Raw genomic sequence first — 24,839 nt, 5'->3', positions numbered from 1 at the left:
TCAACCGGGAGCCGTCCCATGACGGCTCCCTTTTTTGTCATTCAAACGGTCTCTTCGTCGCGCTGCGCCACGAAGATCAGCACCAGCAGAATGGTGATGAAGAAGCGGAAAGCGTCGGGGACCCCGTTCCATTGCTTCGACATCCACATGCCGAACCACTCGCCGCCCACCGACATGAAGCCGACCTGCCAGACGAGAAAGCCGAGCGTCAGGCCCGATATCGCCACGGTCTTTGCCCGGTTGAACTCGCGGGCGCCACCGTTGAGGTTCGTGGCCAGCCTGTAGGCGCCGAGCCAGCAGAGCAGCGCCGTCAGCGCCTCGGCCGCGATGATCGCAATGTAGAACAGGTTGTGCAGCGTCGGGCTGGTGATCGCGCGATACTTGATCGCCGCATCGGGAAAGATCGTATCCATCATCATCACATGTTGGACGAAGGCGAAGTTTGTTGCGTAGTCGGTGATGTTGCCGAAGGCGACGAGCGTCGAGAACAAGGCGATGGCAGCGACGGCTGCGGTCTTGGCGATGCGAATGATTTTCATGGTCTGGTACTCCTGTCCGCTGCCGGCCGGCCAAAATCGGGGCCGAATCCTGCCGGCATCAGGCCAGCCATAGCCCTTCGGCCGCGTGAACGGGCCGGCAACCTGCCTCATCCACAACTTGCGGGATCGCGCATATTCGCTTGGGCTGCGATGCGCGCAGAACTGGGCGTGACGGGGTTTGCGGCTGGCGGCTTGACTCTCGTCACGCGGCATAAGATAACCACACAGTTCTAGAACTATTTGGTTATATAAATGACACCGTCCGAACGCCTCGACGCCACCTTTGCAGCACTCGCCGACCCGACACGGCGGGCCATTCTCGCCCGCCTCGCCCTCGGCGATGCCTCGGTCCTCGAACTCGCCGAACCCTTCGCCATGAGCCAGCCGGCCGTGTCGAAACATCTGAAGGTTCTGGAGCGCGCCGGGCTGGTGTCGCGCAGCCGCGACGCGCAGCGCCGACCTTGCCGCATCGAGATCGATCCGCTCGCCGAGGCGACGGACTGGTTGAAGGAATACCGCAAGCTCTGGGAAGCCAATTTTTCAAGGCTCGATACATTGCTTGAGGAACTGAAGGCCGAAGCCGCCGCACAGGCGTCGACGGGACATCTCACCGATTTGACGACGAAGGAGGACTGACATGAACACAACATCGAACAAACTTGTCGTAACGGCCCATGGCGATCGCGAGGTTCGCATCGTCAGGACCTTCGACGCGCCGCGCCGGCTGGTTTTCGACGCCTTCACCAAACCGGCACTCGTCAAGCGCTGGCTGACCGGCCCGGACGGCTGGTCGTTGCCCGTCTGCGAGATCGACCTTCGGCCCGGGGGCAAGTTTCGTTATGTCTGGAAGGACACTGGCGGTACCGAGATGGGCATGGGCGGCACCTATCGTGAAATCGCTGCGCCAGACCGGATCGTCCATGAAGAACTGTTCGACGAGGACTGGACAGGCGGCCAGACCGAGGTGACGACACTTTTCGTCGAGAATGGCGGACGCACCACGGTCACGACGACCGTCATCTACTCCTCGACCGAGACACGCGACGCGGTGCTGAAGTCGCCAATGGAGAGCGGCATCGCCATCGGCTACGATCGTCTCGAAGGCATTCTTGCTTCCGAATTTGCGAAGTAACCACGGAAGGACCGTGGGCGGAGCGATCCGCCCACGGTTCAATCGTCACTCCGTCCAGATAGCGACGTCGACGGGACCAAGCTTGCGGCCGCCGACATGGAACGTGGCGGCGGCACCCGCCGGTACATCGGCTTGCTCCTTGCCATAGTTGAAGGCGAAGTTGAGCTTGCCGCGGCGGGTGATGCGCAGGTCGCCGAGATCGGCGAGCGCCTCGACCGAAGCCCAACCAAGCGCATCATTGATCACCTTCCTCAGGAAATCGCCCTGGGCGGTTGCCGCGAGGTACCGTGCCCTGTCGTTGCCGACGAGCGCCGGAGCGCCGTTGCGGTATTCACCCTCGAAGGTCGCAAGCACCGTCTCGCTGGTGCGAACGGTTTCCCGCCAGATTCCGGAGGGATAGGTCTCGTTGCCGTAAAGCACCAACTCCTCATGGAACTCAGGCAGGGATTCGACGCGGGCGACGCTGACATCGATGAGAGCCGCAAGCGGGCCCGGGGGCAAGCCTTCGGGAATGTGCATGTCCTCGGTCTTGCTGCCGCTGCGCGGTCCGAACAATACCTTGGCCTCAGACTTCGCCAGCTTCTCGACGAAAGCCTGATTGGCGATGACGAGGTCCGGCGCCAGCACCAGCTGGTAACCCTCGAGATTGGAATGCTGGCCGATGAAGTCGACGTCGACGCCGAGGCGCGAGACGGTCGAATACCAGTCGAGCGCCGTCGCTGCGGCCGAATAGGTCCTGCCCTGCGGCAGGGCGCGTGTCGCCCAGCGGGAATTGTAGTCGAGCAGGATTGCGACCTTGGCCTTGCCGCGCGCCTCGCCCTTCGGCAGAAGCTTCATCTCTTCGGCCACCTGCGCCACTTCGAGATAACCCTGGTCCGGCTCGCTGTTGGGCAAAAGCAGGCCGGCGTGGAACTGCTCCTGCGCAAACGGCACCTGCCGCCAGCGGAAATAGTTGACCATGTCGACGCCGTGCGCATAGGCAAGCCAGGTCCAAAGGCGCACCATGCCGTCGGCCGGTGACTGGTTGTGTGCCGCCCAGTTGACCGGACCCGGCTGCTGCTCCATCACCCAGACGCGACCGCGGCCGACGGTGCGGTAGAGATCATGGTTGAAGGCCGGCTGGTCCGGATCGCCGACGCGCAGATAGCGGCCCTTGTCGTCGGCCGAGAGGCGGCCATTCAGAAGCCCGCCCATCGGATAGACGTCCCAGGAGGCGATATCGATGTCTTCTCCGACCTTGTAGTGGTCGAAGTCGGTGTTGTGCGACATGAAATTGTGCGTCACCGGGCGCCCGGGGGCATGGCCGCGGATGATGTCGACCTGCACCTTGTTGAAGCTCTTCACCTGGTCGGACGAGAAGCGGATGAAGTCGACGATATGGGTCGGGCTCGGCTCTTCGACGAGATTGTTCGGCAGCTCGATTTCATCGAAGCTGTTATAGTTCATAGCCCAGAAGGCCGTGCCCCAGGCGCGGTTCAGCTCGTCTGTCGTGCCGTAACGCTCGGCGAGCCACAGGCGAAAAGCCCGCTCGGCCTCCGCGGAATAGCTGTAGATCGTATCGTGGTCGCCATACTCGTTGTCCGTCTGCCAGGCGTGGACGAAGGCGTGTCCGCCGTAGCGTTCGGCCATGGCGTCGGTGATGCGCGCTGCCTCGACGCGGTAGGCCCGGCTGGAGAAGCAATAGTGGCGCCGGGCGCCAAACTTGCGAACGACTCCGTTGACGTCGACGGGCAGGATATCGGGGTGGCGGTCGATCAACCACTTTGGCGGTGCTGCGGTCGGCGTGCCCAGAATGACCTTGAGACCGGCGCTGCCGAGCACGTCGATCGCGTCGTCGAGCCATTCCCAATGAAACTCGCCCGGCCGGGGTTCGATCTTCGCCCAGGCGAATTCGCCGATCCGCACCCAGGCAAGCCCGAGTTCGACCATGCGGCGGGCATCCTCTTCCCATTTCTCGCGCGGCCATTGCTCCGGATAGTAGCAGACGCCGAGTTCGAGCATGTCGGTCTCCTGCTGGTCGGCGTTGAAACGGTTCGGTCGCGTCAGGGGCATATGCAAGATCAGGTCCTTCGTCATGCTTTCGGCCGGCTTCACCCGGCATTTCGTCTTCGACGCTATGCGCACTCATGGGATATAAACGTTTATATCATCCGGCGCAGGCGTGTTCTCGTCGTATCGTGTTCGGCCTTAGCGGCTCTGGGTCAGGCGGTCGTCGCAGCGCTCGATCAGCTTGGGCATCAGAAGCGTCTGCAGCGCCTCCGGCGGCTCGCCTTCCATCCGGCGCAGGATATAGGCGCCGAGCAGGCTGCTCGGCTCGCTGATCGGCAGGTAATAGGTGGTGATCGGCGGTGCGAAATATTGGCTGACATTGAGGTCGTCGGTGGCATTGATGACGGCGTCGCGCCCATGCACCAGCCCACGCTCGTGAAAACCGGAGAAGGCGCCGAGCGCGGAGGCCTCATTGGCACAGATATAGGCGGTCGGCGGATTGGAAAGATCCGACATCGTCAGCACGTTTTCCCGCCCGAAGGCAGGGGTCAGCCGCCCATGCGCAACCAGCGCCGGATCGAAGGGCAGGCCCGCGCCCTCGAGCGCATGCCTGTAGGCCTCGAGCCGGGTGATGCCGTAGCTCAAGTCCGACAACGGGTTGAGCAGCGCGATGCGGCGATGACCGCGCTCGACCAGCCGCGCCATCGAGACGCGGATCATCTGCTCGTTGTCGGCGTCCACATAGGCATGCGGCGCGTTGTGCACGCTGGTGCCATAGGTGACGAAGGGAAAGTCCGCCGCCTGCATCGTGCGGATGCGCGGATCGTCGGCACGGGTCCCCGAGATGATGATGCCGTCGGCCTTCTTCAGCGACACGATCTGCTTGATGATCGCCTGGCTTTCCTCGAAATTCCTGACCGCATAGAGCGAGACACGATAGGGACTGTCTTCCAGCGCCCAGGAAATGCCGCTCAAGAGCTGCGCGTATTCGACGCCTTCCCACTCGTTCTGCTTCGGCCCCGGCGCCGTCATGATGGCGGCGACCTGATAGGTCTTGCCGGTTCGCAACTGCACGCCATGCATGTTGAGTTCGTAGCCGACCCGCTCGGCGGCCTCGATGACGATCGCGCGCGTTTCCGGGCGAACCTGAGGCGAATGCTTCAGGGCCTTGGATACGGTGGCGATCGACAGCCCCGTTTCCTGCGCAATGGTCTTGATCGTCGGTCTCTGCATGGCGTCTCGGCTCGTCACGGGTTGTGGTCGCTGAGCGATGCCGCCAGCAGGAGATAGACTGCGGATGTCCAGGCGAAAGCCCGATCGCGAAGGCCCCTCCCCGACCGCGCATCGAAGTTTTCGGCCATACCGCTTTTGCTGGCAAGTGAACAGAACTTTTCCGCGATATCACGCGTCAGCTCAATCTCCCCTTGCCGGCGAAGGCCGTCCCAGAGAAGCAGCGTCGTCGGCGCCCAGATCGGCCCGCGCCAATAGCCGTCATCCTCGTAGAAGGGGCTTTTCGGGCTTTCCGTCGCCGGCCCCCAGGCAGTGATAAAGCCGCCGGAAACGAGACGTGCGACAAGCTTTTCGCGCATTTCGGCGGGCAGGCGCGCGCCGAGCAGCAACGGCATGAACTGGATCAGGTTTTCGCCGGGAAGAACCCGGTCCGGGGCGCCCGCAAGCCGCGCGCCGAAGGTTTCGCCGGTCCACAGGCGCTCAAACAGCAGCGTCTGCAAGGCATCCGCCTTGGCGTTCCATTGCGCGGCTCGGCCCGGATCGCTTTCGAGCAATGTCGCAAGCGTCTCGCAGGCGAGAATGAGGAACACCGGCAGATCAGGAGAGACAACCGGACCGCCCTCGGCAAAGAAGGTCGCATTGTCCCAGCCGCTGTCGTTGCCATGGAAATAGCTCGGCAGCGACGTCGCATCGGCGCGGGCGTAAGTCAGCCAGTAATCGACCTGGCGGCCGATCGCGTCGCGCAGGTATTCCCGGCGCCCTGCGGTCAGAAAATCCGGATGCCTCGCCGCGATCAGCGACACCGCCCAACCGTGTACGGGCGGCTTGGTGAAGGCGAAGAGCACGTCGCGGTCATTGATATAGTCGGGCAGCAGGCCGGAGGCATCCTGGTGGTCGAATATCGCAGCGAACTGGTCGAAGGCGAGGTTCTGGTCAATCGCCGCCACGCCAAGAGCCGAAAACGCGTTGTCCCAGCTCCAGATGTTGATCATGTGGTTCTTGGACATGTAGATCGCCGGCCGGGTCAACTGGCCGCCCACCGGCACGCCATTCGCCCACAGCAGATAGCTTGCGAGCCGATGCGCCTCGTCCTGGCCGGCCGTACCCTTCGGCAGGGAAGCATGCCATTCCGCGAATTCGGCTGTCGCGCCGCTAAGGGCATCCGTGAAGCTCTGGAGCGGCGCTGTCGGCGGCACGGTACGGAAGAAGTCGACATTGCCCTCGAACGGGCCCTCGCCCGAGAAAGCGAAAGAGACGTCGGCCGAGTGGTCGCGCTGCCAGGCGCCCGACACATCGAGCGTGCCTGATACGGCGCGGGGAATGAACTTGACGTTTTCGACGGCCGCCACCAGGCAATCGTCGCCGGTTGGCGTGCGATAGACGTAGTCGTAACGCGACCCTTCGAGATGGAAGCGCACACCGGCATTCTCACCGCGGATATGCAGCCGCTCGCCTTCGCCGATGACGAAGGTCAGCGATCCCGCGCCGATACGCGCAACCAGACGCTCGGGCGAAAGCTCGAAGGTCGCCTCGACCGGCTTGCCCGCAGGATCGAGGAACTCGACGCGGCAGAGGCGTCCGAGCGAAGGCCGTTCGTCGCCGCCGGCAACGAAGCGCAGGTAGAGGGCGCGGGCGCCATCGCCGCCCGGCACCTTCATCATCGACAGCGTCAGGAACCGACCCCTCCGGCTGAAGGGGATATGCTCGATATCGAACAGCATCACTTATCCCTTCACCGACGATCCGACCGCGCCATCCATGATGTAGCGCTGGGCGACGAAGAAGAGGGCGAGCGGCGGCAGGCAGAGGATCACCGTGATCGCGGCAATCGAGGTGACGTCGACCTCATGCAGGCCCTTGAACATCGAAAGCCCGAGCGTCAGCGTGTACTTCGACTGGTCGTTCAAGAAGATCAACGGGCCGAGATAGTCGTTCCAGGCGTTCATGAAGTGGAAGGTGCCGACCAGCACCAGCGCCGGCATCATCAGCGGCAGGTGGATTCGCCAGTAGATGTCGAAGGCGTTGGCCCCATCCATGCGCGCGGCCTCGTCGATTTCCATCGGCACGGTCATGATGTATTGGCGCAGCAGGAAAACGAAGAAGGCATCGGCGAAATAGGCCGGCACGATCAGCGGCTTCAGCGTGTTGATCCAGCCGAGCATGTTGAATTCCATGTAGAGCGGAATCATCTTCACATCCCACGGGATCATCATGGTGGCGAGCAGCACGATGAACAGCGGGTCGCGGCCAGGGAAGCGGAAGCGGGCAAAGCCGTAGGCGACCAGCGACGAGGAGATCAGCTGGCCGATGGTCGAAAACACCACGACGATAACCGAGTTGGTCAGATAGGTGCCGAAGGGCTGCTTGTTCCAGGCGGCGGCAAAGTTCTCCCAATGCCATTCCGACGGCCAGAATACCGGCGGGAACTGGTAGAGATCGGCGGCGCTTTTGATCGCCGTCATGAAGGTCCAGTAGAACGGCGCGATGAACAGGGCCGACAGCAGGATCAGCGCGGAATAGAGCAGCGTCTTACGCATGGCCGTCTCCATCGTTCTGGCGGACTTCACCTTCGTAATAGACCCAGGCGGCCGACCAGCGCATGACGCCGAGGCTGAGCATAAGGACGATGATGAACATCACCCAGGAGCCGGCGGCGGCATAACCCATGTCGAAATACTTGAAGGCGTTGTCGTAGATGTACATGGCAAAGAAATAGGTGGAGCCGAGCGGGCCGCCCTTGGTCAGGAGCAGGGCGATCGTCAGCTGCTGGAAGGCGGAGATGATCGAGGTGATGAAGGTGAAGAGCAGCATCGGGCCGAGCATCGGCAGGGTGATGAACAGCATCTGCGCCCAGCCGGGAACGCCCGACACGGTCGCCGCCTCGTAGAGTTCCTTCGGAATGGCTTTGAGACCGGTGAGGAGGATCAGCATGGTGCCGCCGAGGCCCCAGAGGCTGGCGATGATGATTGCGACGATCGCCAGGTTCGGATCGCCAAGCCAGTTCGGCCCGTCGATGCCGGCAAGCGACAGCATGAAGTTCAGAAGGCCGTATTCCTTGCTGTAGATCCAGCTCCAGATCGTCACGAGCGCAACGCCGGAGATGACGCTCGGCAGGTAGAAGGCGGTGCGGAAAAAGCCGCTGGCAAAGGTGATGTTGTGCAGCATCAGTGCCAGAAAGAACGACATGATGATGTTGAACGGCACGTAGATCGCCGCGAACTTCACCGTGATCCAGAGACTTTCCCAGAACTGCGGGTCGTCCATCATCATCATACGGTAGTTGTCGAGGCCGACGAAGGTGCGCTCGCCGACAACGGGCCAGTCGTAGAAGCTCATCGTCAGCGAAAAGACGAGCGGTCCGAGCGTGAAGAACAGGAACCCGAGGATCCACGGGGAAATGAACAGATAAGGCGCGGCATGGCGCGCGATGGCGGAGCGCTTTCGCTTTGCCACCTTGGGCTCCGCCCCGGCATAGGTCATGTCCATCTCCCCGTCCTCCCTCTTCTTACTTGATCAGCCGCTTGGAGCGATTGACCGCATCGTCGAGATGCTGCTTGGCATTGCCCTGATCGATCATCGTGGCTTCGATGGCACGCGCGAGATTGTCCTGGACCTTGCCCCAGTTGGCGTTCTTCAGGAACGCATGAGTCTCGGTGTTGGACGTCGCGAGAATGTCGAAGAACGGCTTGTAGATCGGGTCCGTGGTCATGCCCTTTTCTTCAGCCACGCTGGTGCGCACCGGCAGGTCGTTGACGCGCATGGCAACGGCTTCGGGCGACGAGAAGAACTTGACGAACTCCCAGGCGAGATCCGGATGGGCCGCATCCTTGGCAATCGAGATCGCCGAGACGCCGAGCGCGGAATGCGCGGTCTTGTCGCCGAACTTCGGCAGCGGTGCGACGCCATATTTGATGCCCGAGGCATCGATACCGGACTTCGACCACATGGCGCTCTGGAACATGGCGATCTTGCCGCCCTTGAACAGCGTGCTGCCCGATGTGTCGTCGCCGAGGTTGAGCGTGATCGCTTCCTGCTTCTTGGCCATGTCGCCGAACATGTCGAGCACATGCGCGGCGGCATCGCTGTTCATATAGCCGTCGATCTGCTTGCCGTCGTCGGAGATGTATTTGGTGCCGTTCGACCAGAGGAACTGCTCGAAATCGTAAGGATCGGGTTTGGCGTCGACGGCGAAGCCGTAAACCTTGTTCGGCTCGTCACGGAACTTGGCGGCCTTGGCGCGCAGGTCGTCCCAGGTCCAGCCGTCCTTCGGCTCCTCGACGCCGGCCTTGGCGAACATGTCCTTGTTGTAGAAGACGACCTGGGTGGTGAAGCCCGAAGGCATGCCGTAGGTCTTGCCTTCGACGCGCGTCGTGTTCATCAGGCCTTTCGGGAAATCGTCCGGCTTCACTTCGGCAGCGTCCCGCGCGATCAGATCATCGAGCGGCATCAGCGAGGTGTAATACTGCGGGAAGTTCCACATGTACATGACATCAGGCGGGCTGCCGGCGCCGAAAGCGGCGATCAGCTTCTGGTCGTAACCGTCCGCATAGGGCTCGACCTGAACCGTCACGCCCGGATGCTTTTCCTCGAACTTCTTGGCGATCGCCTGCTGGATCGCGAGGCTCTCGTCCGTGTCCCAGGTGGCAAAGCGCAAGGTCTCCTCCGCACGGGCCGTGGCGACTCCAGCCATCGCCAAGACCATCAGCGAGCCGATGAGCGATTTCGTCCTGTTCTGCATGTTTCTCCTCCTCATTCGGGTCACGCGACCCTTTTGCTTTTTTCCTGATTGATCAGCATCTGCGTCTCGGGCTCGAGCGCCCGCGCGATCGCCCTGCCTTCGGCGTCGAACAGGTGGCAATGTTCCGGCGGGATACGCAGGTGAATGCGCTCGCGGTTGGAAACCGGATGGGTACCGCGCACGACAGCGGTCATGTCGGAGCCGTTCTCAAGAGCGATATGCACATGGCTCTCGGTGCCGAGACGCTCCACCAGTCGGACGTCGCCGACCAGATGCGCCTCCTCGGGCGAAACCAGTTCGAGCTTGTCCGGGCGGATGCCGACCGTGACCGGCTTGTCCTTGGCGACGACAGCCGATGACAGCGTTTCGACCGTCAGGTCGCGCACCAGGCCGCCGCCCGAAAGCGTCAGTTCCGAGCGATCCTGGCGAACCACGTTCGCGGTGACGAAATTCATCCTTGGCGAGCCAATGAAGCCGGCCACGAACAGGTTTGCCGGCTGATAGAACAATTCGAGCGGTGTGCCGAACTGGCTGACCTTGCCCTTGTCGAGCACGACCACGCGATCGGACAGCGTCATCGCCTCGACCTGATCGTGGGTGACGTAGATCATCGTGACGCCGAGGCGTTCATGGAGAGCGGCGAGCTCGACACGCATGGTGACGCGCAGGCCGGCATCGAGGTTCGACAGCGGCTCATCGAGCAGGAACAGTTTTGGTTCGCGAACGATCGCGCGGCCGATGGCGACACGCTGGCGCTGACCGCCGGAGAGCTGGCGGGGCTTGCGGTGCAACAGTTCGGAGATGCGCAGGATGTCGGCGGCATTGTCGACGCGGCGATCGATCTCGTCGCGCTTCATGCCGTTCAGCGCCAGGCCGAAGGACAGGTTCTTGCGCACGTTCATATGGGGATAGAGCGCGTAATTCTGGAAGACCATCGCGATATCGCGCTTGGCCGAGCGCAGATCGGTGATATCGCGATCGCCGAGATGGATCGAGCCGGAATCGAGTTCCTCGAGGCCGGCGATCGAGCGCAGCAGCGTGCTCTTGCCGCACCCGGATGGGCCGAGAAAGCAGACGAATTCGCCGTCGGCGATATCGAGATTGATGCCCTTCAAGACTTCGAGCGACCCAAAGCCTTTGCGCAGATTTTCAATTCGGATAGCTGCCAACGGGCCCTCCCCTGATGGCGAACATTGCGGCGCAAGCCTGAACGATCTAGCTGCCACATGTTCGTGTTAAACGTTTATATGAACGATAAAAACGTTTAACTTCGTTGTAAAGGGAAAAAATCCGCGCCCGAGAAATTGCTGTGCAGGACAAAGGATCCAGAAAAGACACGGCCGGCGCATGGCCAGCCGTATCGCATTTCGATCAAGGGCTTAGGCGCCCGAGCGTGTCGTCGAGCGCTTCGAGGAAGTAGTCGCAATCGGCTGCGCTGAACGGCGCCGGCGGCTTGACCTTCAGCACATTGTGGTGCGGCCCCTCGCTGCTCAAGAGGATCCGGTGCTTGCACTTCATTTCGGCGATGACGAAGTCGAGCTCGCATGCCGCCGGTTCCAGCGTCTCGCGATCGCGCACCAGTTCGATGCCGTTGAAGAGGCCGTAGCCGCGCACGTCGCCGATGATGGCATGGCGCCTGGAAAGCGCACGCGCTCCGTCCATCAGCCGGTCGCCGACGACCTTGCAATGATGCATCAGCCGCTCGTCGCGGATGACGTCGAGCACGGCAAGCCCGATCTCGGCCGAAACCGGATTGCCGCCGAAGGTGTTGAAATACTCCATGCCGTTGGCGAACGAGGCGGCGATCGCCTCCGTGGTGACGACGGCGGCCATCGGGTGGCCGTTGCCGATCGGTTTGCCCATGGTGACGATATCCGGGACCACCCCTTGCGTCTGATGCGCCCACATATGGCTGCCGACGCGGCCGAAGCCGACCTGCACCTCGTCGGCGAGGCAGAGGCCGCCGGCGGCGCGCACATGCGCATAGGCCTCCCGCAGATAGCCTTCCGGCAATGTCAGCTGACCGCCCGTGCCGAGGATGCCCTCGCTGAAGAACAGCGCCGGGCGGCGGCCGTTGGCCGCGAGCGCCAGGATCTGGTTGCGCACGTCGTCGGCATATTTGCGGCCGGCATCGACGTCGCCGTAGCGGTAGCGGCCGCGATAGAGATCGGGCATTTCCGCGACTTGGACATGGGCTGGACGCCCCTCGCCACCCCTGCCGGCAAACTTGTAGGGGCTGACGTCGATCATGCTTGAGAGGTGACCGTGATAGGCGTGATCCACAGTGATCACGTCGCGGTTGCCGGTATAGGCGCGCGCCAGCCTGAGTGCGAGATCATTGGCTTCGCTGCCGGAATTGACAAAGAAGCAGACGTTGAGCGGATCCGGAAACTGGGATGCGAGCCGCCTGGAATACTCGACCAGCGAATCGTGCAGGTAACGCGAATTGGTGTTGAGCTTGCCCATCTGCGCCTGCGCCGCCTTGACGACGCGCGGATGGCAATGGCCGACGTGGCAGACATTGTTGACCATGTCGAGCCAGCGCGTGCCATCTTCGTCGACCAGGTGGGCGCCCTCGCCGCCGACGATCTTCAGCGGTGCGGCGCTATAGGCGATGCTGAGCGAACGGCCGATGCGGCGATGACGCTCACGCACGAGGAAATCCTTGTCGCGGGCGACGATGACGGAGGCCGGAACGGAGAGCCCGAGCACGACGCTCGGATCGGGGCTCACCTCGCGCCAGACCTGCCACTGATCTCGCAGGCCGACACCAAACATGCAGCCTTCGAGCCCGAGATGGTCGGTCACCAGCTGGAAGTGCAGATGCGGCGCCCAGTTGCCGTTTTCCTCAGGTGCGCCAAAAGCCGCAAAGCTTTCACCCGCGGAGATCGGCTGGCCGATCGCCAGCTTCGCGAGTGAACTGCGCGACAGATGGCCGTAGAGCGTCCAGAAAATGTCGCCGGTATCGGTCGCATGTTCCAAAAGCACCGTCGGGCCGAAACCGAAGGCGACGGCATCGTCATGAAGGAAGGCAACCTTGCCGGCAAACGGCGCATGCACCGGCTCGCCCGCCGGCGCGAAAATGTCGACGCCGAGATGGATCGAGCGGCGCTCGCCCGCCGTCGCCGTCTCATAGGCATCGCCCTGGTAGATGCCGCGATCCTCGCCATAAAGCCCGATGCCGAAATCGGCGCTCTGCCCCCGGATTTGACCCGCGATCCGCGTCTCCGCTGCCGCAGCGTCTAGCGCCGCCCATTGCGCCGCCTCGGGACTGGATGCGGAGAAATCGAAGACGGCGACTTCCGGCTTTGTAACGGACGGTTTGACGATGACGGAAAAACCATGAGCATTCCGCTCCAGCCATCGAACGACCGATGCCGCGTGTGCCACCGGTGCAAAACCGCAGGCGTCGCGAATGCGGGCGACGGCTATCGCACGGTTTTCGCGCTCCAGACGCTGAAGCTCGCGCCAGACATCCTCCTGGCTGACCAGCAGGTAAGTGTTTTCAGGGTTTTCGCGGATCTGTTTGGCCGCCATGCACATGCTGACGGCGTAACGGGTGCGAACGAGGTCGAAGATTAGGTTCGCCTCCGTCTCGCTGATCGGGTTTACGCGGTGATAGGCGGCCGCGAGCGCCGCAATCGTACCGACCGGGTCCCTGGTGCCGATCAGCGCATAGGCGGAAGCGACGGCAATCTCGACGACGCGCCAGGTCTCGACCATATCGCCGAAATCGATGAGGCCGCTGACGCGGCCGTCTTCGTCCAGAAGCACGTTGTAGTCGTTGGCATCGTTGTGGATGACCTGACGGGGGCAGGCTTCAAGCTTCGGAAGCACCGATGCGGCAAACCGCTCGAGGATCGCACCGACCGCGACCCGTTTGTCGGCGCCATCGATCAGATCTACATGCGGCAGATGCATGTCGGCGCGACCGATATCCCAGGCATAGACGCGCTTTGTGCCGGCATGTCCAAAGCCCTCGAGGCATCGGTCGAGCCGGCCGAGCAGGTCCCCGAGCGTATCCACGCTGGTCGGGCATCGCGAGGCGGCTTTCGCCCAGATATCGCCTTCAAGCCAGGTAAGCAACCTGGCGGTGCGCTCGCCGCGCAGCGTCGCCTTGACCGTCGATGCTCCCTCGCGGTCCAACACCGGCCGCGAGACCGGCAGGCCAGCTGCCGCTTGCGCCAGATGATCGAGCACCGCGATCTGCATGCCGAGATCGTCTGCATCCCCAGGCGCGTGCAGCTTCAAGAGATATTGCCCGCCGTCTTGCACCCGTACGCGGTAGTTGAGATCGTGCTCGCCCGGGAGCGGCGATACGTCTCCTTCGATGCCATAGGCCTCGATGAGCAATGCCCGGATTGCCGCCAGCTCCTGTTCTGCCTTAACGTCCATCTCTGTCATGCCTGCTGCGTGTCCCGTCACCATGAAATCCGTCGTCCGTCGTAGCTGCGGAAACTGCCGCTATCGGCTGGATCGGCCTTGTCGATAATTGCCTTCAGCCCGGCGGCACTTGTCGCCACCGGCACACTCGCCTCGTCTCCACCCATGTCGGTCTTCACCCAGCCGGGATGCAGCGACAGCACGGTGATGCCGTCCTTGCGCAGATCCTGCGCCAGCTTCACCGTCGCCATGTTCAGGGCCGCCTTCGAGCAGCGATAGGCATAGTCGCCGTCATCGTCGTCGAGCGTGCCTTCGGCAAGCGAGCCGGCGCGGCTGGAGATGTTGGCGATGACCCGACTTTCCCCCGCCAGAAGGTTTGCCCGCAGCGCCCGCGCCAGCAGCAAGGGAGCGAGCGCGTTGATGCGCATCACCTCGACGAAGTCGTCGCCGTCGAGCGTCGAAAGCCCGCCGGTATCGCCGCGAATGCCGGCATTGTTGATGACAACGTCTATAGCCACGCCTTGCAGCGCTCGACCGAGCGCTCCAATCGAAGACGGATCGGAGACATCGAGCAATTGCGTTTCGATCTCTCCACCCAAAGACGCCCCTCCGCGCAGGCAGGCAATGACGCGCCAGTTGTCCGCCGCATAAAGGGACGCCAGTTCGCGGCCGAGGCCGCGGGAGGCACCGGTGATCAACACAGTCCGGGGCCTGCGCCCCCTCGTGCTATCGATGCTTGATGTCATATTTTCTCTCGACCATGTTCACGAGGCTCGCCGCGGCAAGCGTCAGGAAGATGTAGAAGATCGCCGCGGAGTTATAGGGCGCGAACGGCAGGAAGCTCGCCGACTGGAACTCCCGCATGCGCTGGGTGATGTCGCGGATCGACAGGATCGACAGCAGCGAGGTGTCTTTCAGGATCGCGATCAGCTCGTTGCCGAGTGGCGGAATGATGATCCGGAAGGCCTGCGGCAGGATGACGAGGCGCGCCGTCTGCCAGCGGTTGAGACCGATGCTGCGCGCCGCCTCGACCTGACCGACCGGAATGGCGTTGATGCCCGAGCGGAAGATTTCGGCGAGATAGGCGGAGTAGGCGAGCGCCATGGCGACGATGCCGCGCACCAGATTGGGCGGATCGAGCACGCCTTGCGTCGCGTCCTTCAGCGCGCCGCTGAGCGGCAGGCCGACATAAAGCACGATTACCAGCATCGGAATGCCGCGAATGGTGTCGACGATGAATTCCGAGCCGATCGCCAACGGATGGCGCTGGTGCAGGTAGCCGCCGAAGGTCAAAAGCCCGAGAACGATTGCAAGCACGGCGATGGTGATGCCGGTCGCGCGGTCGCGGTCATTCAGCGCTTCGATCTTCCAGAGCACCGGCATATCGGCGGGCGCGGCGGCGGCCGGCAGCAAGGCGGCGCTGACGCCCTCGTTCTTGGCGATCGAGGCAAGCGCCTCGGTCGGGCCGACGAAGGTACGCACAGGCGTCTCCGTCTGCGGCGCGCCCTCATACTGGCCGAAGCGCACGGCGCTGATGAGGCCCGCCGGCGTGTTGGTGACGATGCCCACCTTGCCTTGAAGCGTACCCGCCAGCACATAGGTATCGCGCGGCTGCAGCAGGAACCACCCGGCCGCAAGTGCCAGAACCAGTGTCGCCACGGCGAAATAGAGGCTGGTGCGCACCGTCGAATGCAGTTGCAAGAGCCCGACCCAGACAAGGCCCAGCACGGCCGCCAGAATGTATGCGGCAATCGCGGCGCGAATGGTGGTCGCCACCCCGGCGGCAAAGGCGATATGGGCAAAGAAGAAGACAAAGATCAGTCCGGCGCCGTTGATGATGCCGAGAATCCAGCGCCCCATCCGCCGCAGCGGGCTGTCGACGGGCTCGCCGGGGCGCGCGCCGGCAAAGAACAGCCCGAGGCCGAGAAGGCTCAAAAGAAGATAGGCGGGGAACAGCCATGCCTCGATGCTGCGCACCCACAGATCGGCCGCGTCCGTCAGCTGGCGCGGTGTCACGCCCTTGACGATCAGGTCCGATTTGAACGCGTCGACGCCGTTTGCCACCACCGAGGCGATGAAGGGGTGGATGTTATGTCCCAGTAGCAGGACGCCGGCTGCCGCGACGTTGAGCACGGCGGCCGCCACCGCCCATTTCGGGCGGCTCGCCTTCGCCCGCGAAAACAGGAGAACGCACAGCCCCGCCGAAAAGGCGATCGCCAGTGCGAGGAAGCCGGGCACGAAGGCCGACGATCCGTTCTCGACGCCGAGAATGGCGCGAAGCGACCGCTGGTAGTCTCCGGAGGAAACGAAGAGATAGATGATGAAGGGCAGCGCGGTCAGGATGATAAGATTGCTCGGACGCACGCTTCTCAGGAACGACATTCATTCCTCCGGGGTATCGAATGAAACAGGCTGGGATCCCGGAGCACACGTCGGCGCTCCGGGGAATTGCGGGAGGTTACTTCAGTCCCCAGTACTTGTTGACCAGCTGGTCGAGCGTGCCATCGTCCTTGATCATCTTCAGGCCTTCGTTGAAGGCCGCGATGTTCTCGTCGCCCTTGCGGAAGACCAGGCCGAGCGGGTCGGATTCCAGATCCTTGATCGCGACCACCAGCTCGCCGGCGAACTCGCGCTCGTAGGCGGCCGCATTGGCGCCGTTGATGACCACGCCGTCTACGTCCTTGTTCTTGAGCGCGATGATCGCCGCGCTGAACGTGTCATAGGCAGCGACGTTCTCCTTGCCGACGACGCTCTCGGCAACCTGCGCGTCGGTCGTGTTGGCCTGGGCCGAAAGCTTCCTGCCGGCATCCTTGAAGCGCTCGAGCGTGATGTCCTGGTCTTCGACGCGCATCAGCACGGCCTGGCTGTTGACGATGTAGGGATCGGAGAAATCCATCGCCTTCTTGCGTTCCTCGGTGATCGAGACACCGGATGCGACAAGGTCGAAATTGCCCTGGTCGAGGGCGGCGAAGATGCCGTCCCAGCCGGTCGTGATGAACTCGGCCTGGCAATTGATCTTGGCGCAGACGGCGTTGACCACGTCGACGTCGAAGCCGACGATCTGGCCGGTCGCGGGATCGACGCTCTCCATCGGCGGCGAGGTGGTGTCGGAGCCCACCTTGAGCAGTTTCCCGCCGAGATCGGCGGCATGGGACACGCTTGCCGACAGGGCTGCAAAGGTCAGCGCAATGATCAGTTTCTTCATGGTTCTCCTCCTTGGATGATAAAGCTCAGGCCAGCCTGCCGCCGAGATTATCCGGCTGTCGTTCGATCAGGGTTGGCCTGAAGACCTGCCGGAGTGCCTTCGGGTCCTCACCCTCCATGCGCTTCAGCAGGAACTGCCCGAGGGTCCGTCCGAGGACCTCGATCGGTTGGTAGAATGTGGTGACCGGCGGCGTGAAATAGGCGCTGACATTGATGTCGTCATAGGCGATCACGTCGATATCGACGCCCACCTGCCGCCCGAGGCTGCCAAGCCCCGAGAGCACGCCGAGCGTGGTCGATTCGTTGATGCAGACGAAGGCGGTCGGTGGTTCCGCCGCCTGCAGCAGCTCGATCACGCTCTGCCGGCCGAAATGCGTCGACAGATCGCCTTCGACGACGAGGTCCATGGAAGCAATGATCCCGGTCTCGCGGAAAGCGCGCGCAAAACCATCGAGCCTGTCCAGCGCGTAGGACAGCCGGCGCTCCGGGTTGACCAGCGCGATGCGACGATGCCCGCCGGCAATGAGCCGCGCGGTCGCCGCATGGGCCGCCCATTCATTGTCGATATCGACATGGGCGTAGTCCAGATCCTTGCGGCAACGCCCCATCGACACGAACGGGAAATGATGGTCGACCAGCAGATCGATGCGCGGGTCGTCGGCAAGGATGCCAGAGAAGATCAATCCGTCGGCCAGCCCGTGCTCGACGATGCGGCGCGCGGTCTCGACGCCATCGGCAGCATCACGGATGACATGCACGGACATGCGGTAGTCCGTACCTTCGAGTGCCTGGCTGACGCCGCTCAAGACCTGTGTGTATTCGACGCCGTCCCACTCATAGTCGCGCGCAGCCGTCACCGGCATCAGCACGGCCGCCTGGAAGCTTTTTCCAGTGCGTAGTGCCATTCCGCGGGCATTGGCCTGATAACCGACCTCGCGTGCCGCCTTGAAGATGAGATCGCGCGTGACCGGCGAGACGACAGGCGAATCCCTGAGCGCCTTCGAGATTGTCGCGATGGAATAGCCAGTGATTTCCGCCAGCGTCTTGATCGTCGGCGGCGGTGTACGCCGGGTCTTGTGCATATGCGCCGCCATGCACCCTCCCAGGCCCTTGGCTCGTTCTCACATTATGCGTAACAGCCAATAAAAACGTTTTCAAGAAAAATAAAAACGTTTTTATTCTAACATTAGGGGACGGCGGACAGCTAAAGTTCGATCCGGCAGGCACTCCAAAATAGCACCGCGGCGAAAGCCGTGGCTCAAGCAAGCGCGCGTGCCGGCAAACGGGCCGTGCGATTTGCCCATGATATCCCGGTTGAAGCGTGCACAGCCGATCATAACGGTCGGGACGGCTTGCGGATCGGTGTCCGCCACTGTCTCATGGCCAGAGAACGGCCATTTGCAGCGAGAGCCTTATGCTTCACCACATTTCCTTCGGCGTCTCCAACATCGAGCGCGCCGCCGCATTCTATGATGCCGCCCTGGCGCCGCTTGGCTATGTCAGGGTCTGGGACGACCTCAGACCCGGCGAACCTGATCAGGCCATCGGATATGGTATTGCGGGCGGCGGAGACAAACTCGCGATCAAGCTCTGCCCTGCGGGCCAGCAGGCTCCGGGACCGGACTTTCATCTCGCCTTCGCCGCGCCGAACCGCGGTGCAGTCGACGCCTTCCATGAGGCGGCGGTCGCGCATGGTGGCATGGACAACGGCAAACCGGGTCTGCGCCCCCATTATGGCCCGAACTACTACGCCGCCTTCGTCATCGATCCCGACGGTCATGCGATCGAAGCGGTCTTCAACACGCCGGAAGCCTAGGCGGCAGCAAAGCCCGCATGGGAAAAGGCCGCGAAGCTATCTTCGCGGCCTTTCAGATGACACTTGCGACAGAGGCCGCGGCCTCAATCCATGTCGTCGCTTTCAGGCGTGCTGGCGTGGTCGCGATTGCCATGGATGATCTCGCGCTTGCCGACATGGTTGGCGGCACCCACGAGGCCCTCCTTCTCCATGCGTTCGACGAGCGATGCGGCGCGGTTGTAGCCGATGCCCAGACGACGCTGGATGTAGGACGTCGAGCATTTCTTGTCGCGCAGCACCACCTTGACCGCCTGGTCGTAGAGTTCGTTACCGTCCTCGGACGCCATGGCCGTCTTGTCGAAGACGGCACCCTGCTCCTCGGCCGGCTCCTCTTCTTCCTCGTCCGCCGTGACGGTTTCGAGATATTCGGGCCGCCCCTGCGTCTTCAGATGCGCGACGACATGTTCCACTTCCTGGTCCGAAACGAACGGGCCGTGGACACGGGCGATGCGCCCGCCACCCTGCATGTGCAACATGTCGCCCTGGCCGAGAAGCTGCTCGGCCCCCTGTTCGCCAAGGATGGTCCGGCTGTCGATCTTCGAGGTGACCTGGAAGGAGATGCGGGTCGGGAAGTTGGCCTTGATCGTGCCGGTGATGACATCGACCGAGGGACGCTGCGTCGCCATGATCAGGTGGATACCGGCCGCACGCGCCATCTGCGCAAGCCGCTGGATCGCGCCTTCGATCTCCTTGCCCGCAACCATCATAAGGTCTGCCATCTCGTCGACGATGACGACGATGTAGGGCATCGGCGCCAGGTCCATCTCCTGCTGCTCGAACAGCGCCTCGCCAGTGCCCTTCTCGAAGCCGGCCTGGACCGTACACATGACCGGCTCACCCTTTTCGCGGGCGGCTGCCGCACGCTGGTTGTAGCCGTCGATGTTGCGAACGCCGAGGCGCGACATCTTGCGATAGCGGTCCTCCATTTCGCGCACCGCCCATTTCAGCGCCATGACGGCCTTCTTCGGATCGGTGACGACGGGTGTCAGCAGGTGCGGGATACCGTCATAGACGGAGAGTTCCAGCATCTTCGGATCGACCATGATCAGGCGGCATTCTTCCGGCTTCAACCGGTAGAGCAGAGACAGGATCATCGTGTTGATCGCCACCGACTTGCCCGAGCCGGTGGTGCCGGCAACGAGCAGATGCGGCATCTTGGCGAGTTCGGCGATGACGGGTTCGCCGCCGATGGTCTTGCCGAGGCAAAGCGCCAGCTTGCAGTTCGTCTTGCGGAAATCGACGGATTCGATCAGTTCGCGGAAATACACGGTCTCGCGGGTCGCATTCGGCAGCTCGATGCCGATGACGTTGCGGCCGGGGACCACGGCGACACGGGCCGACAGTGCCGACATCGAGCGGGCGATGTCATCGGCAAGGTTGATCACGCGCGATGACTTGACGCCGGGTGCCGGCTCGAATTCGTAAAGCGTGACGACCGGGCCCGGCCGGACATGGATGATCTCGCCGCGCACGCCGAAATCCTCGAGCACGCTTTCAAGGAGCCCGGCATTCTGCTCGAGCTGTTCCTGCGACATGAAGAAGCCACGACCTTCCGGCGGCTCCTGCAGCAGGTCCTCGGACGGGAATTCATAGCCGTCGGCCTGGGCGAACCGTTCGATGACGCCGATCGGCGGCAACAGCGAAGGGGCACGTGACACCTGGGCAGGCATGGTGATCGCCGCTTTGGAGACTGTCGCAACAGTGCGGACAGGCTCTTCCTCGGCCACCAGCGCTGCGATTTCGACAGGCTCGATGACGACAGGGGGGACCGACGAGATTTCCGACGGCACCGCAATTGGCGCGGGCACTTCTGGTGCGGGCTGCGCCGGCACGGGCTCAGCCTGCGCTGCGACAACCGTTTCAGCGATCACCGGCACGGCGGTTGCCGGGCGGCATTCGACGACGCGGAAGAGCGAGGTGATCGCCGTTGGCGGCATGCGCCTGATTTCGACAGACTTGATCGGGCCCGGGTTCGAAACCGGAGCCGGCGCGAAAGTGGCGGGAGCAAACGAAACCGGTGCCGCCGTTTCGACAAAAGGCTTCGGCTGTACAGCCTCGGCCGCTTCTTCGTCGCCCGAGGACGGACCGAATTCGAAGAAGGCGAAGTCCGACAGGAAGGACAGACGCGTATCGGCCGGAACCTCTGCCGCAGCGACCGTCGACACGGAGGTCGCGAGCGGCTCGACGGTTACCGGCGGCGACACGATCGCCGCAGGGGTTTCGACGATGACAGCGGCGGGCGGGCTCGCGACGGCGGCGTCCGCGACGGAGATCGTGTTGGCAGCCTCTGGCTTCGGCCCCGACGACCAATGCGGCAACTGGCTGGTGAGCACGCGCAGCAGCTCGGAAGGGCTGTAGGACGGCAGGGCCGGCTCCGGTGCGGGCACCGGCGCAGCGAAGGTCACCGGCGCTTCAACCGGGTCGGCAACCTCGACGGCGACCGGGGCTACGTCGATGGCGACCGGCGCGCCCCCGACTGGCGCAATCTCGGCAGCTATGGCTTCGACCGGCGCGCTGTTGTCTTCCGATACCGCTTCGCTCTCGGCATCAGACGGTGCGCGGCGCTTTGTGAACTCCCGTTCCGGCGTGCGGGTGAAACGCACATTCGGTGCCAGGAAGAAATGGCTCTCCCAGGTCGAATCGCCGTAGTGACCGGCGATCTCCGACAGGGTCGGCAGCGGCTCGTCGGTCGACGACGTCACCTGGGCGGGCGCATAGGCCGTGCCCTGGCCATAGAGGCGCGCGGCGCGGCCGACATGGGCGGTCGCGTCCGATTGCTGGTTGGCGGGCTTGCGGGGCGCCGCAGGCGCCTCGTACAACTGATAGGGATCGACGGGATCCACGTCATGGGTGGGCATATCGCTCAACGCACCGTCCTGCGGATCGTCATAGTAATCCGCCTGGTTTGCATCATGCAAAGCTGCCTGAGAGAAGTTTGTCCTGGGAATACGCATGGGTCCTGGAAGAGCTAGAGACATCGCCGAGGGGCCTGCTAAGCGATAGGAAATGAAGGTTAACAAGTCCCTTCCAAGCGTCACTCGAATGACGACGCAGGGCACGTTCGATCCGGTAAAACGGTCTCGACAGCAACCGCAATCCCCATCCCTCTCAAGGGCATCGCGCCATTCTGTCGCTGGCGTCACGAGGGCGAAAATATTTCTTCCGGATCGTCATTTCGGGACGCTGCAGCTGGGCGCGGGACGTCGCCTGCGTCGCAGATTAAGGCCACGACGAATCGGGCCGGCGTGATTGCGTCACGCCGGCCCGGGAATAGTCGCTGCGAGCTTGCAAATACGCTGGCCGATCAGCTCCGGCGCGCAGCCGTGAAAGCCGCGTGATGCTTCGCCAGAAGCTCGATCGCCTCATCGACGAAGGCAGGGCTGACGTCAGGCGAAAACTCGATCCGGGCGGTCTTTCCGTCCCGCTTCAGCTTGCCAAATTTCCGACCGTTCTCGTCGACGAGAGCCTCGGGCTTGGCCGGGTCCTGCCGGTCGACGCGCGACAGCCGGGCAAAGACGAACTGGAAGCGCTGGTCGCTGTCGGCTTCGAGGAACCGCCTGAGGCCGATCTCCTCCTCCGCCTTCTGCCGCGCCGGCTCGCTTTCGAGCATGGTCCCGATCGCCATCCAGCGTTCACGGCCAACCTTGGGCGCCGGACCGATCGCCCGAGCGATCGCCAAGGGCACGCCTTCGGCGACCTGGATCAGACGCGACAGTTCGCTCTTCTGCACGGCAAGCGCATCACCGATCACCTTGCGGTCAAATCCGCGATCAGCAAGCGCTGCGGCAAACAGCGCCCGCTCGATGAACGACAGGTTGCGGCGCTCGGCATTTTCCTTGCCCTGCGCCAGCACCAGTTCGTCATCCGTCAGCGACCGGACGATCGCCTTGACCTTGATGCCGAGGCTGCGCACGGCGTTGAGCCGCCGGTGGCCGTAGGCGGTCTGGTATCGTCCCTGCTTTTCCGGATGCGGCCGCACCAGGATCGGCGACTGCTGGCCGTTTTCGCGAATGCTGTCGCCGAGCGCCAGGAAATCCGGATCATCGAGCTCGCCATCGGTCAGGCGGTCGCCGACGAAGGAAGCATCGACCAGATCCGGGTCGAGTTCGACGACGCGCTCGCCCTGATGCAACGCCTCGCGCAGCGACCGGGCTTCTTCGGCCTCGCGGGTGATGCTGCCGAGCGACAGGCCCATGGCCTTGATCGCGCCGGATGCGGCGCGTGGCGTGTCGGCCGGGGGTGCCGGAGGGGTCAATGCCGTCACCGCAGCAGACGTCGTCTGAGCCGTCTCGGTCACCTGCGCCGGGGCTGCCGGCGGCACATTGCCGGAAAAGAGAGCGCGCAGTTCGTTCTTGCGGTTGCCAGCCATGTCCTTAGCGCCCCCAGGCCGCATGAATGAGAGCTTCGATTTCACCGTTGACGGAGTTCAGAGATTCGATCGCCCGGTCATAAGTGGCGCGGGTGAAGTTTTCCCGGCCGACCTCGTAAAGGGTCTGCTTGGTCAGGCCCGCGTCGGAAACGGCCGTCGACTTGACCATCGCCGAGGTCAGGACCCGGTCGCCGAACAGCGAGCGCATGAAACCAACGATCTGCGCCTGCGGGCCATCATTCGGCTCGAAGCGGGTGACGAGGTAGCGCAGGAAGTCGAAATTGAGCTCACCACCCGCCTCGCGCACGACGCTCAAAAGGTCGGATGTCATGTAAAGGAACTGGTTCATCGACGCGACGTCGAGCATCTGCGGATGCACGGTGACGAGCACCGAGGTCGAGGCGCAAAGCGCCGACAGCGTGAGGTAGCCGAGCTGCGGCGGGCAGTCGATGACGACGACGTCGTAGTCGTCGGCAACGCTTGCCAGCGCCGACTGCACCCGCGCGAAGAACAACGGCCCGGCATCCGAGCCGCTATGGCGGGCGCTCAGTGCCTGCGGCGTCGTGTGTTCGAACTCCTGCAGTTCCAGATTGCCGGGCACCAGGTCGAGCCCGTCGAAATAGGTCGGGCGGATGATATCCTTCAGCGGCCGCGCCTCGGCATCATAGCGGATGGCGCCATAGAGCGTGTCGTTGCCGGTGAGGTCGAGTTCCGGCTGGTAGCCGAACAGGGCCGAAAGCGAGGCCTGCGGATCGAGGTCGACGGCCAAGACCCGGTGGCCGGTCATGGCCAGATATTGCGCGATGTGGACCGACGATGTGGTCTTGCCGGAGCCGCCCTTGAAGTTGGTGACGGAGATTACCTGCAAGTGCTCGCCGCGCTCGCGGTCGCGCCATTTCAGGTAGCTGCGCGCCTTGGCTGCATTGCCCTTGGCCAGCGCCTGCTCGGCAAGATGCCGGCGCAGCGCGTTGATGTCGGAGAGCGAATAGGAGCGGCGGCCGCCGGTTCCGGTATCGGGCTGCGGCCCTTCGCCTGCCAGCGACAGCTGGCGCAGATAGCCGTCGGAGACCCCGATCAGCTTGGCCGCCTCGCCTGAGGTGAAGCTGCGCAGCGTCTTCATCGCGGTCGGCGGAAACAGCCGTTCGCGCATGGCCTTCAACTGCTCGGAAAGGGCGCGGGCGTCAGCGGCGATCGCTTCGTCAGCCGGCAGCCTGGCGTGGGAAAGATCGGTCCCGGGTCGCGTCTGTGTTACCGTCATGTCCATTCCCGCCGTGCTCCTTGCGCGCCTTCGCACGGCTTTGTCGCCGAAAGACACTAACAGAGATTTAAATCAGATACGCTCAAATGTCGCATATTCGCGAAATTCCGTAACAGTGATGCCGCAGACTGCGATTCGCGTC

19 protein-coding genes are annotated in these 24,839 nt (G+C 63.2%); 3 read left to right on the top strand and 16 right to left on the bottom strand.

Annotated elements, in window-relative coordinates; translation table 11 throughout:
• Positions 1-41 precede the first annotated feature (41 nt).
• Entirely contained in the window at positions 42-539 is a 498-nt protein-coding gene (locus RTP54_RS23245) for a DUF2165 family protein (protein ID WP_112811328.1), read from the bottom strand.
• A gap of 252 nt (positions 540-791) precedes the next feature.
• On the opposite strand from RTP54_RS23245, the gene RTP54_RS23240 reads away from it, so the two are divergent.
• Positions 792-1,175 carry an ArsR/SmtB family transcription factor gene (locus RTP54_RS23240; RefSeq protein WP_112811269.1) on the top strand — a complete coding sequence of 128 codons (384 nt, stop codon included), beginning with the start codon at positions 792-794 and terminating at the stop codon, positions 1,173-1,175.
• A 1-nt stretch (position 1,176) separates the two neighbouring features.
• Positions 1,177-1,671, top strand: coding sequence for an SRPBCC family protein (locus RTP54_RS23235; RefSeq protein WP_112816079.1), 495 nt, complete (start codon positions 1,177-1,179; stop codon positions 1,669-1,671).
• Positions 1,672-1,716: 45 nt separating this feature from the next.
• Here the strand turns inward: RTP54_RS23235 and RTP54_RS23230 are convergent, their stop codons facing one another.
• From RTP54_RS23230 to RTP54_RS23175, 12 genes are all read right to left on the bottom strand, one after another.
• Positions 1,717-3,729 (bottom strand): beta-galactosidase, encoded by a 2,013-nt coding sequence (locus RTP54_RS23230; protein ID WP_312365945.1) that lies wholly within the window; start codon positions 3,727-3,729, stop codon positions 1,717-1,719.
• Between the two features lie 129 nt (positions 3,730-3,858).
• The gene (locus RTP54_RS23225) at positions 3,859-4,893 is read right to left on the bottom strand and encodes a LacI family DNA-binding transcriptional regulator (protein ID WP_112811267.1); all 1,035 of its coding nucleotides are present in this window, start codon (positions 4,891-4,893) and stop codon (positions 3,859-3,861) included.
• Between the two features lie 14 nt (positions 4,894-4,907).
• Positions 4,908-6,611, bottom strand: coding sequence for an amylo-alpha-1,6-glucosidase (locus RTP54_RS23220; RefSeq protein WP_312365944.1), 1,704 nt, complete (start codon positions 6,609-6,611; stop codon positions 4,908-4,910).
• Positions 6,612-6,614: 3 nt separating this feature from the next.
• Positions 6,615-7,427 (bottom strand): carbohydrate ABC transporter permease, encoded by an 813-nt coding sequence (locus tag RTP54_RS23215; RefSeq protein ID WP_112811265.1) that lies wholly within the window; start codon positions 7,425-7,427, stop codon positions 6,615-6,617.
• Positions 7,420-8,376 carry a sugar ABC transporter permease gene (locus tag RTP54_RS23210; protein ID WP_312365943.1) on the bottom strand — a complete coding sequence of 319 codons (957 nt, stop codon included), beginning with the start codon at positions 8,374-8,376 and terminating at the stop codon, positions 7,420-7,422. The genes RTP54_RS23215 and RTP54_RS23210 overlap by 8 nt, the downstream gene beginning before the upstream one ends.
• A gap of 19 nt (positions 8,377-8,395) precedes the next feature.
• On the bottom strand, positions 8,396-9,628 hold the full coding sequence (locus tag RTP54_RS23205; RefSeq protein WP_312365942.1) for a sugar ABC transporter substrate-binding protein: 1,233 nt from the start codon (positions 9,626-9,628) through the stop codon (positions 8,396-8,398).
• Positions 9,629-9,648: 20 nt separating this feature from the next.
• The gene (locus tag RTP54_RS23200) at positions 9,649-10,797 is read right to left on the bottom strand and encodes an ABC transporter ATP-binding protein (protein ID WP_112811262.1); all 1,149 of its coding nucleotides are present in this window, start codon (positions 10,795-10,797) and stop codon (positions 9,649-9,651) included.
• A 202-nt stretch (positions 10,798-10,999) separates the two neighbouring features.
• Positions 11,000-14,032: an aminotransferase class III-fold pyridoxal phosphate-dependent enzyme gene (locus RTP54_RS23195; protein WP_312365941.1), complete on the bottom strand. Its 3,033-nt coding sequence runs from the start codon at positions 14,030-14,032 to the stop codon at positions 11,000-11,002.
• Positions 14,033-14,049: 17 nt separating this feature from the next.
• Positions 14,050-14,712 carry an SDR family oxidoreductase gene (locus RTP54_RS23190; RefSeq protein WP_312365940.1) on the bottom strand — a complete coding sequence of 221 codons (663 nt, stop codon included), beginning with the start codon at positions 14,710-14,712 and terminating at the stop codon, positions 14,050-14,052.
• Between the two features lie 25 nt (positions 14,713-14,737).
• Positions 14,738-16,393, bottom strand: coding sequence for an amino acid ABC transporter permease (locus RTP54_RS23185; RefSeq protein WP_312365939.1), 1,656 nt, complete (start codon positions 16,391-16,393; stop codon positions 14,738-14,740).
• Positions 16,394-16,469: 76 nt separating this feature from the next.
• Positions 16,470-17,216, bottom strand: a complete 747-nt coding sequence (locus RTP54_RS23180; RefSeq protein WP_112811258.1) for a transporter substrate-binding domain-containing protein — start codon at positions 17,214-17,216, stop codon at positions 16,470-16,472.
• A 25-nt stretch (positions 17,217-17,241) separates the two neighbouring features.
• Positions 17,242-18,309: a LacI family DNA-binding transcriptional regulator gene (locus RTP54_RS23175; protein ID WP_312365938.1), complete on the bottom strand. Its 1,068-nt coding sequence runs from the start codon at positions 18,307-18,309 to the stop codon at positions 17,242-17,244.
• Positions 18,310-18,629: 320 nt separating this feature from the next.
• Here RTP54_RS23175 and RTP54_RS23170 point away from each other — a divergent pair, with 320 nt between their 5' ends.
• A complete protein-coding gene (locus tag RTP54_RS23170; RefSeq protein ID WP_312365937.1) occupies positions 18,630-19,031 on the top strand; it encodes a VOC family protein in 402 nt (133 codons plus the stop codon).
• Positions 19,032-19,114: 83 nt separating this feature from the next.
• On the opposite strand, the gene RTP54_RS23165 is transcribed toward RTP54_RS23170, so the two are convergent.
• The 3 genes from RTP54_RS23165 to repA all read right to left on the bottom strand — a co-directional run bounded on the left by RTP54_RS23165 (position 19,115) and on the right by repA (position 24,703).
• The gene (locus RTP54_RS23165; RefSeq protein WP_312365936.1) at positions 19,115-22,024 is read right to left on the bottom strand and encodes a DNA translocase FtsK; all 2,910 of its coding nucleotides are present in this window, start codon (positions 22,022-22,024) and stop codon (positions 19,115-19,117) included.
• A 350-nt stretch (positions 22,025-22,374) separates the two neighbouring features.
• Positions 22,375-23,439: a plasmid partitioning protein RepB gene (gene repB, locus RTP54_RS23160; RefSeq protein WP_112811255.1), complete on the bottom strand. Its 1,065-nt coding sequence runs from the start codon at positions 23,437-23,439 to the stop codon at positions 22,375-22,377.
• A gap of 4 nt (positions 23,440-23,443) precedes the next feature.
• Positions 23,444-24,703 (bottom strand): plasmid partitioning protein RepA, encoded by a 1,260-nt coding sequence (repA, locus tag RTP54_RS23155; protein WP_409517191.1) that lies wholly within the window; start codon positions 24,701-24,703, stop codon positions 23,444-23,446.
• Positions 24,704-24,839: the final 136 nt, after the last annotated feature.

The sequence above is a fragment of the Ensifer sp. genome (assembly GCF_031989085.1).
Classification (GTDB): domain Bacteria; phylum Pseudomonadota; class Alphaproteobacteria; order Rhizobiales; family Rhizobiaceae; genus Ensifer.
The sequence above is the reverse complement of the archived record's forward strand: the minus strand, read 5'-3'. Positions and strand labels throughout refer to the sequence as shown.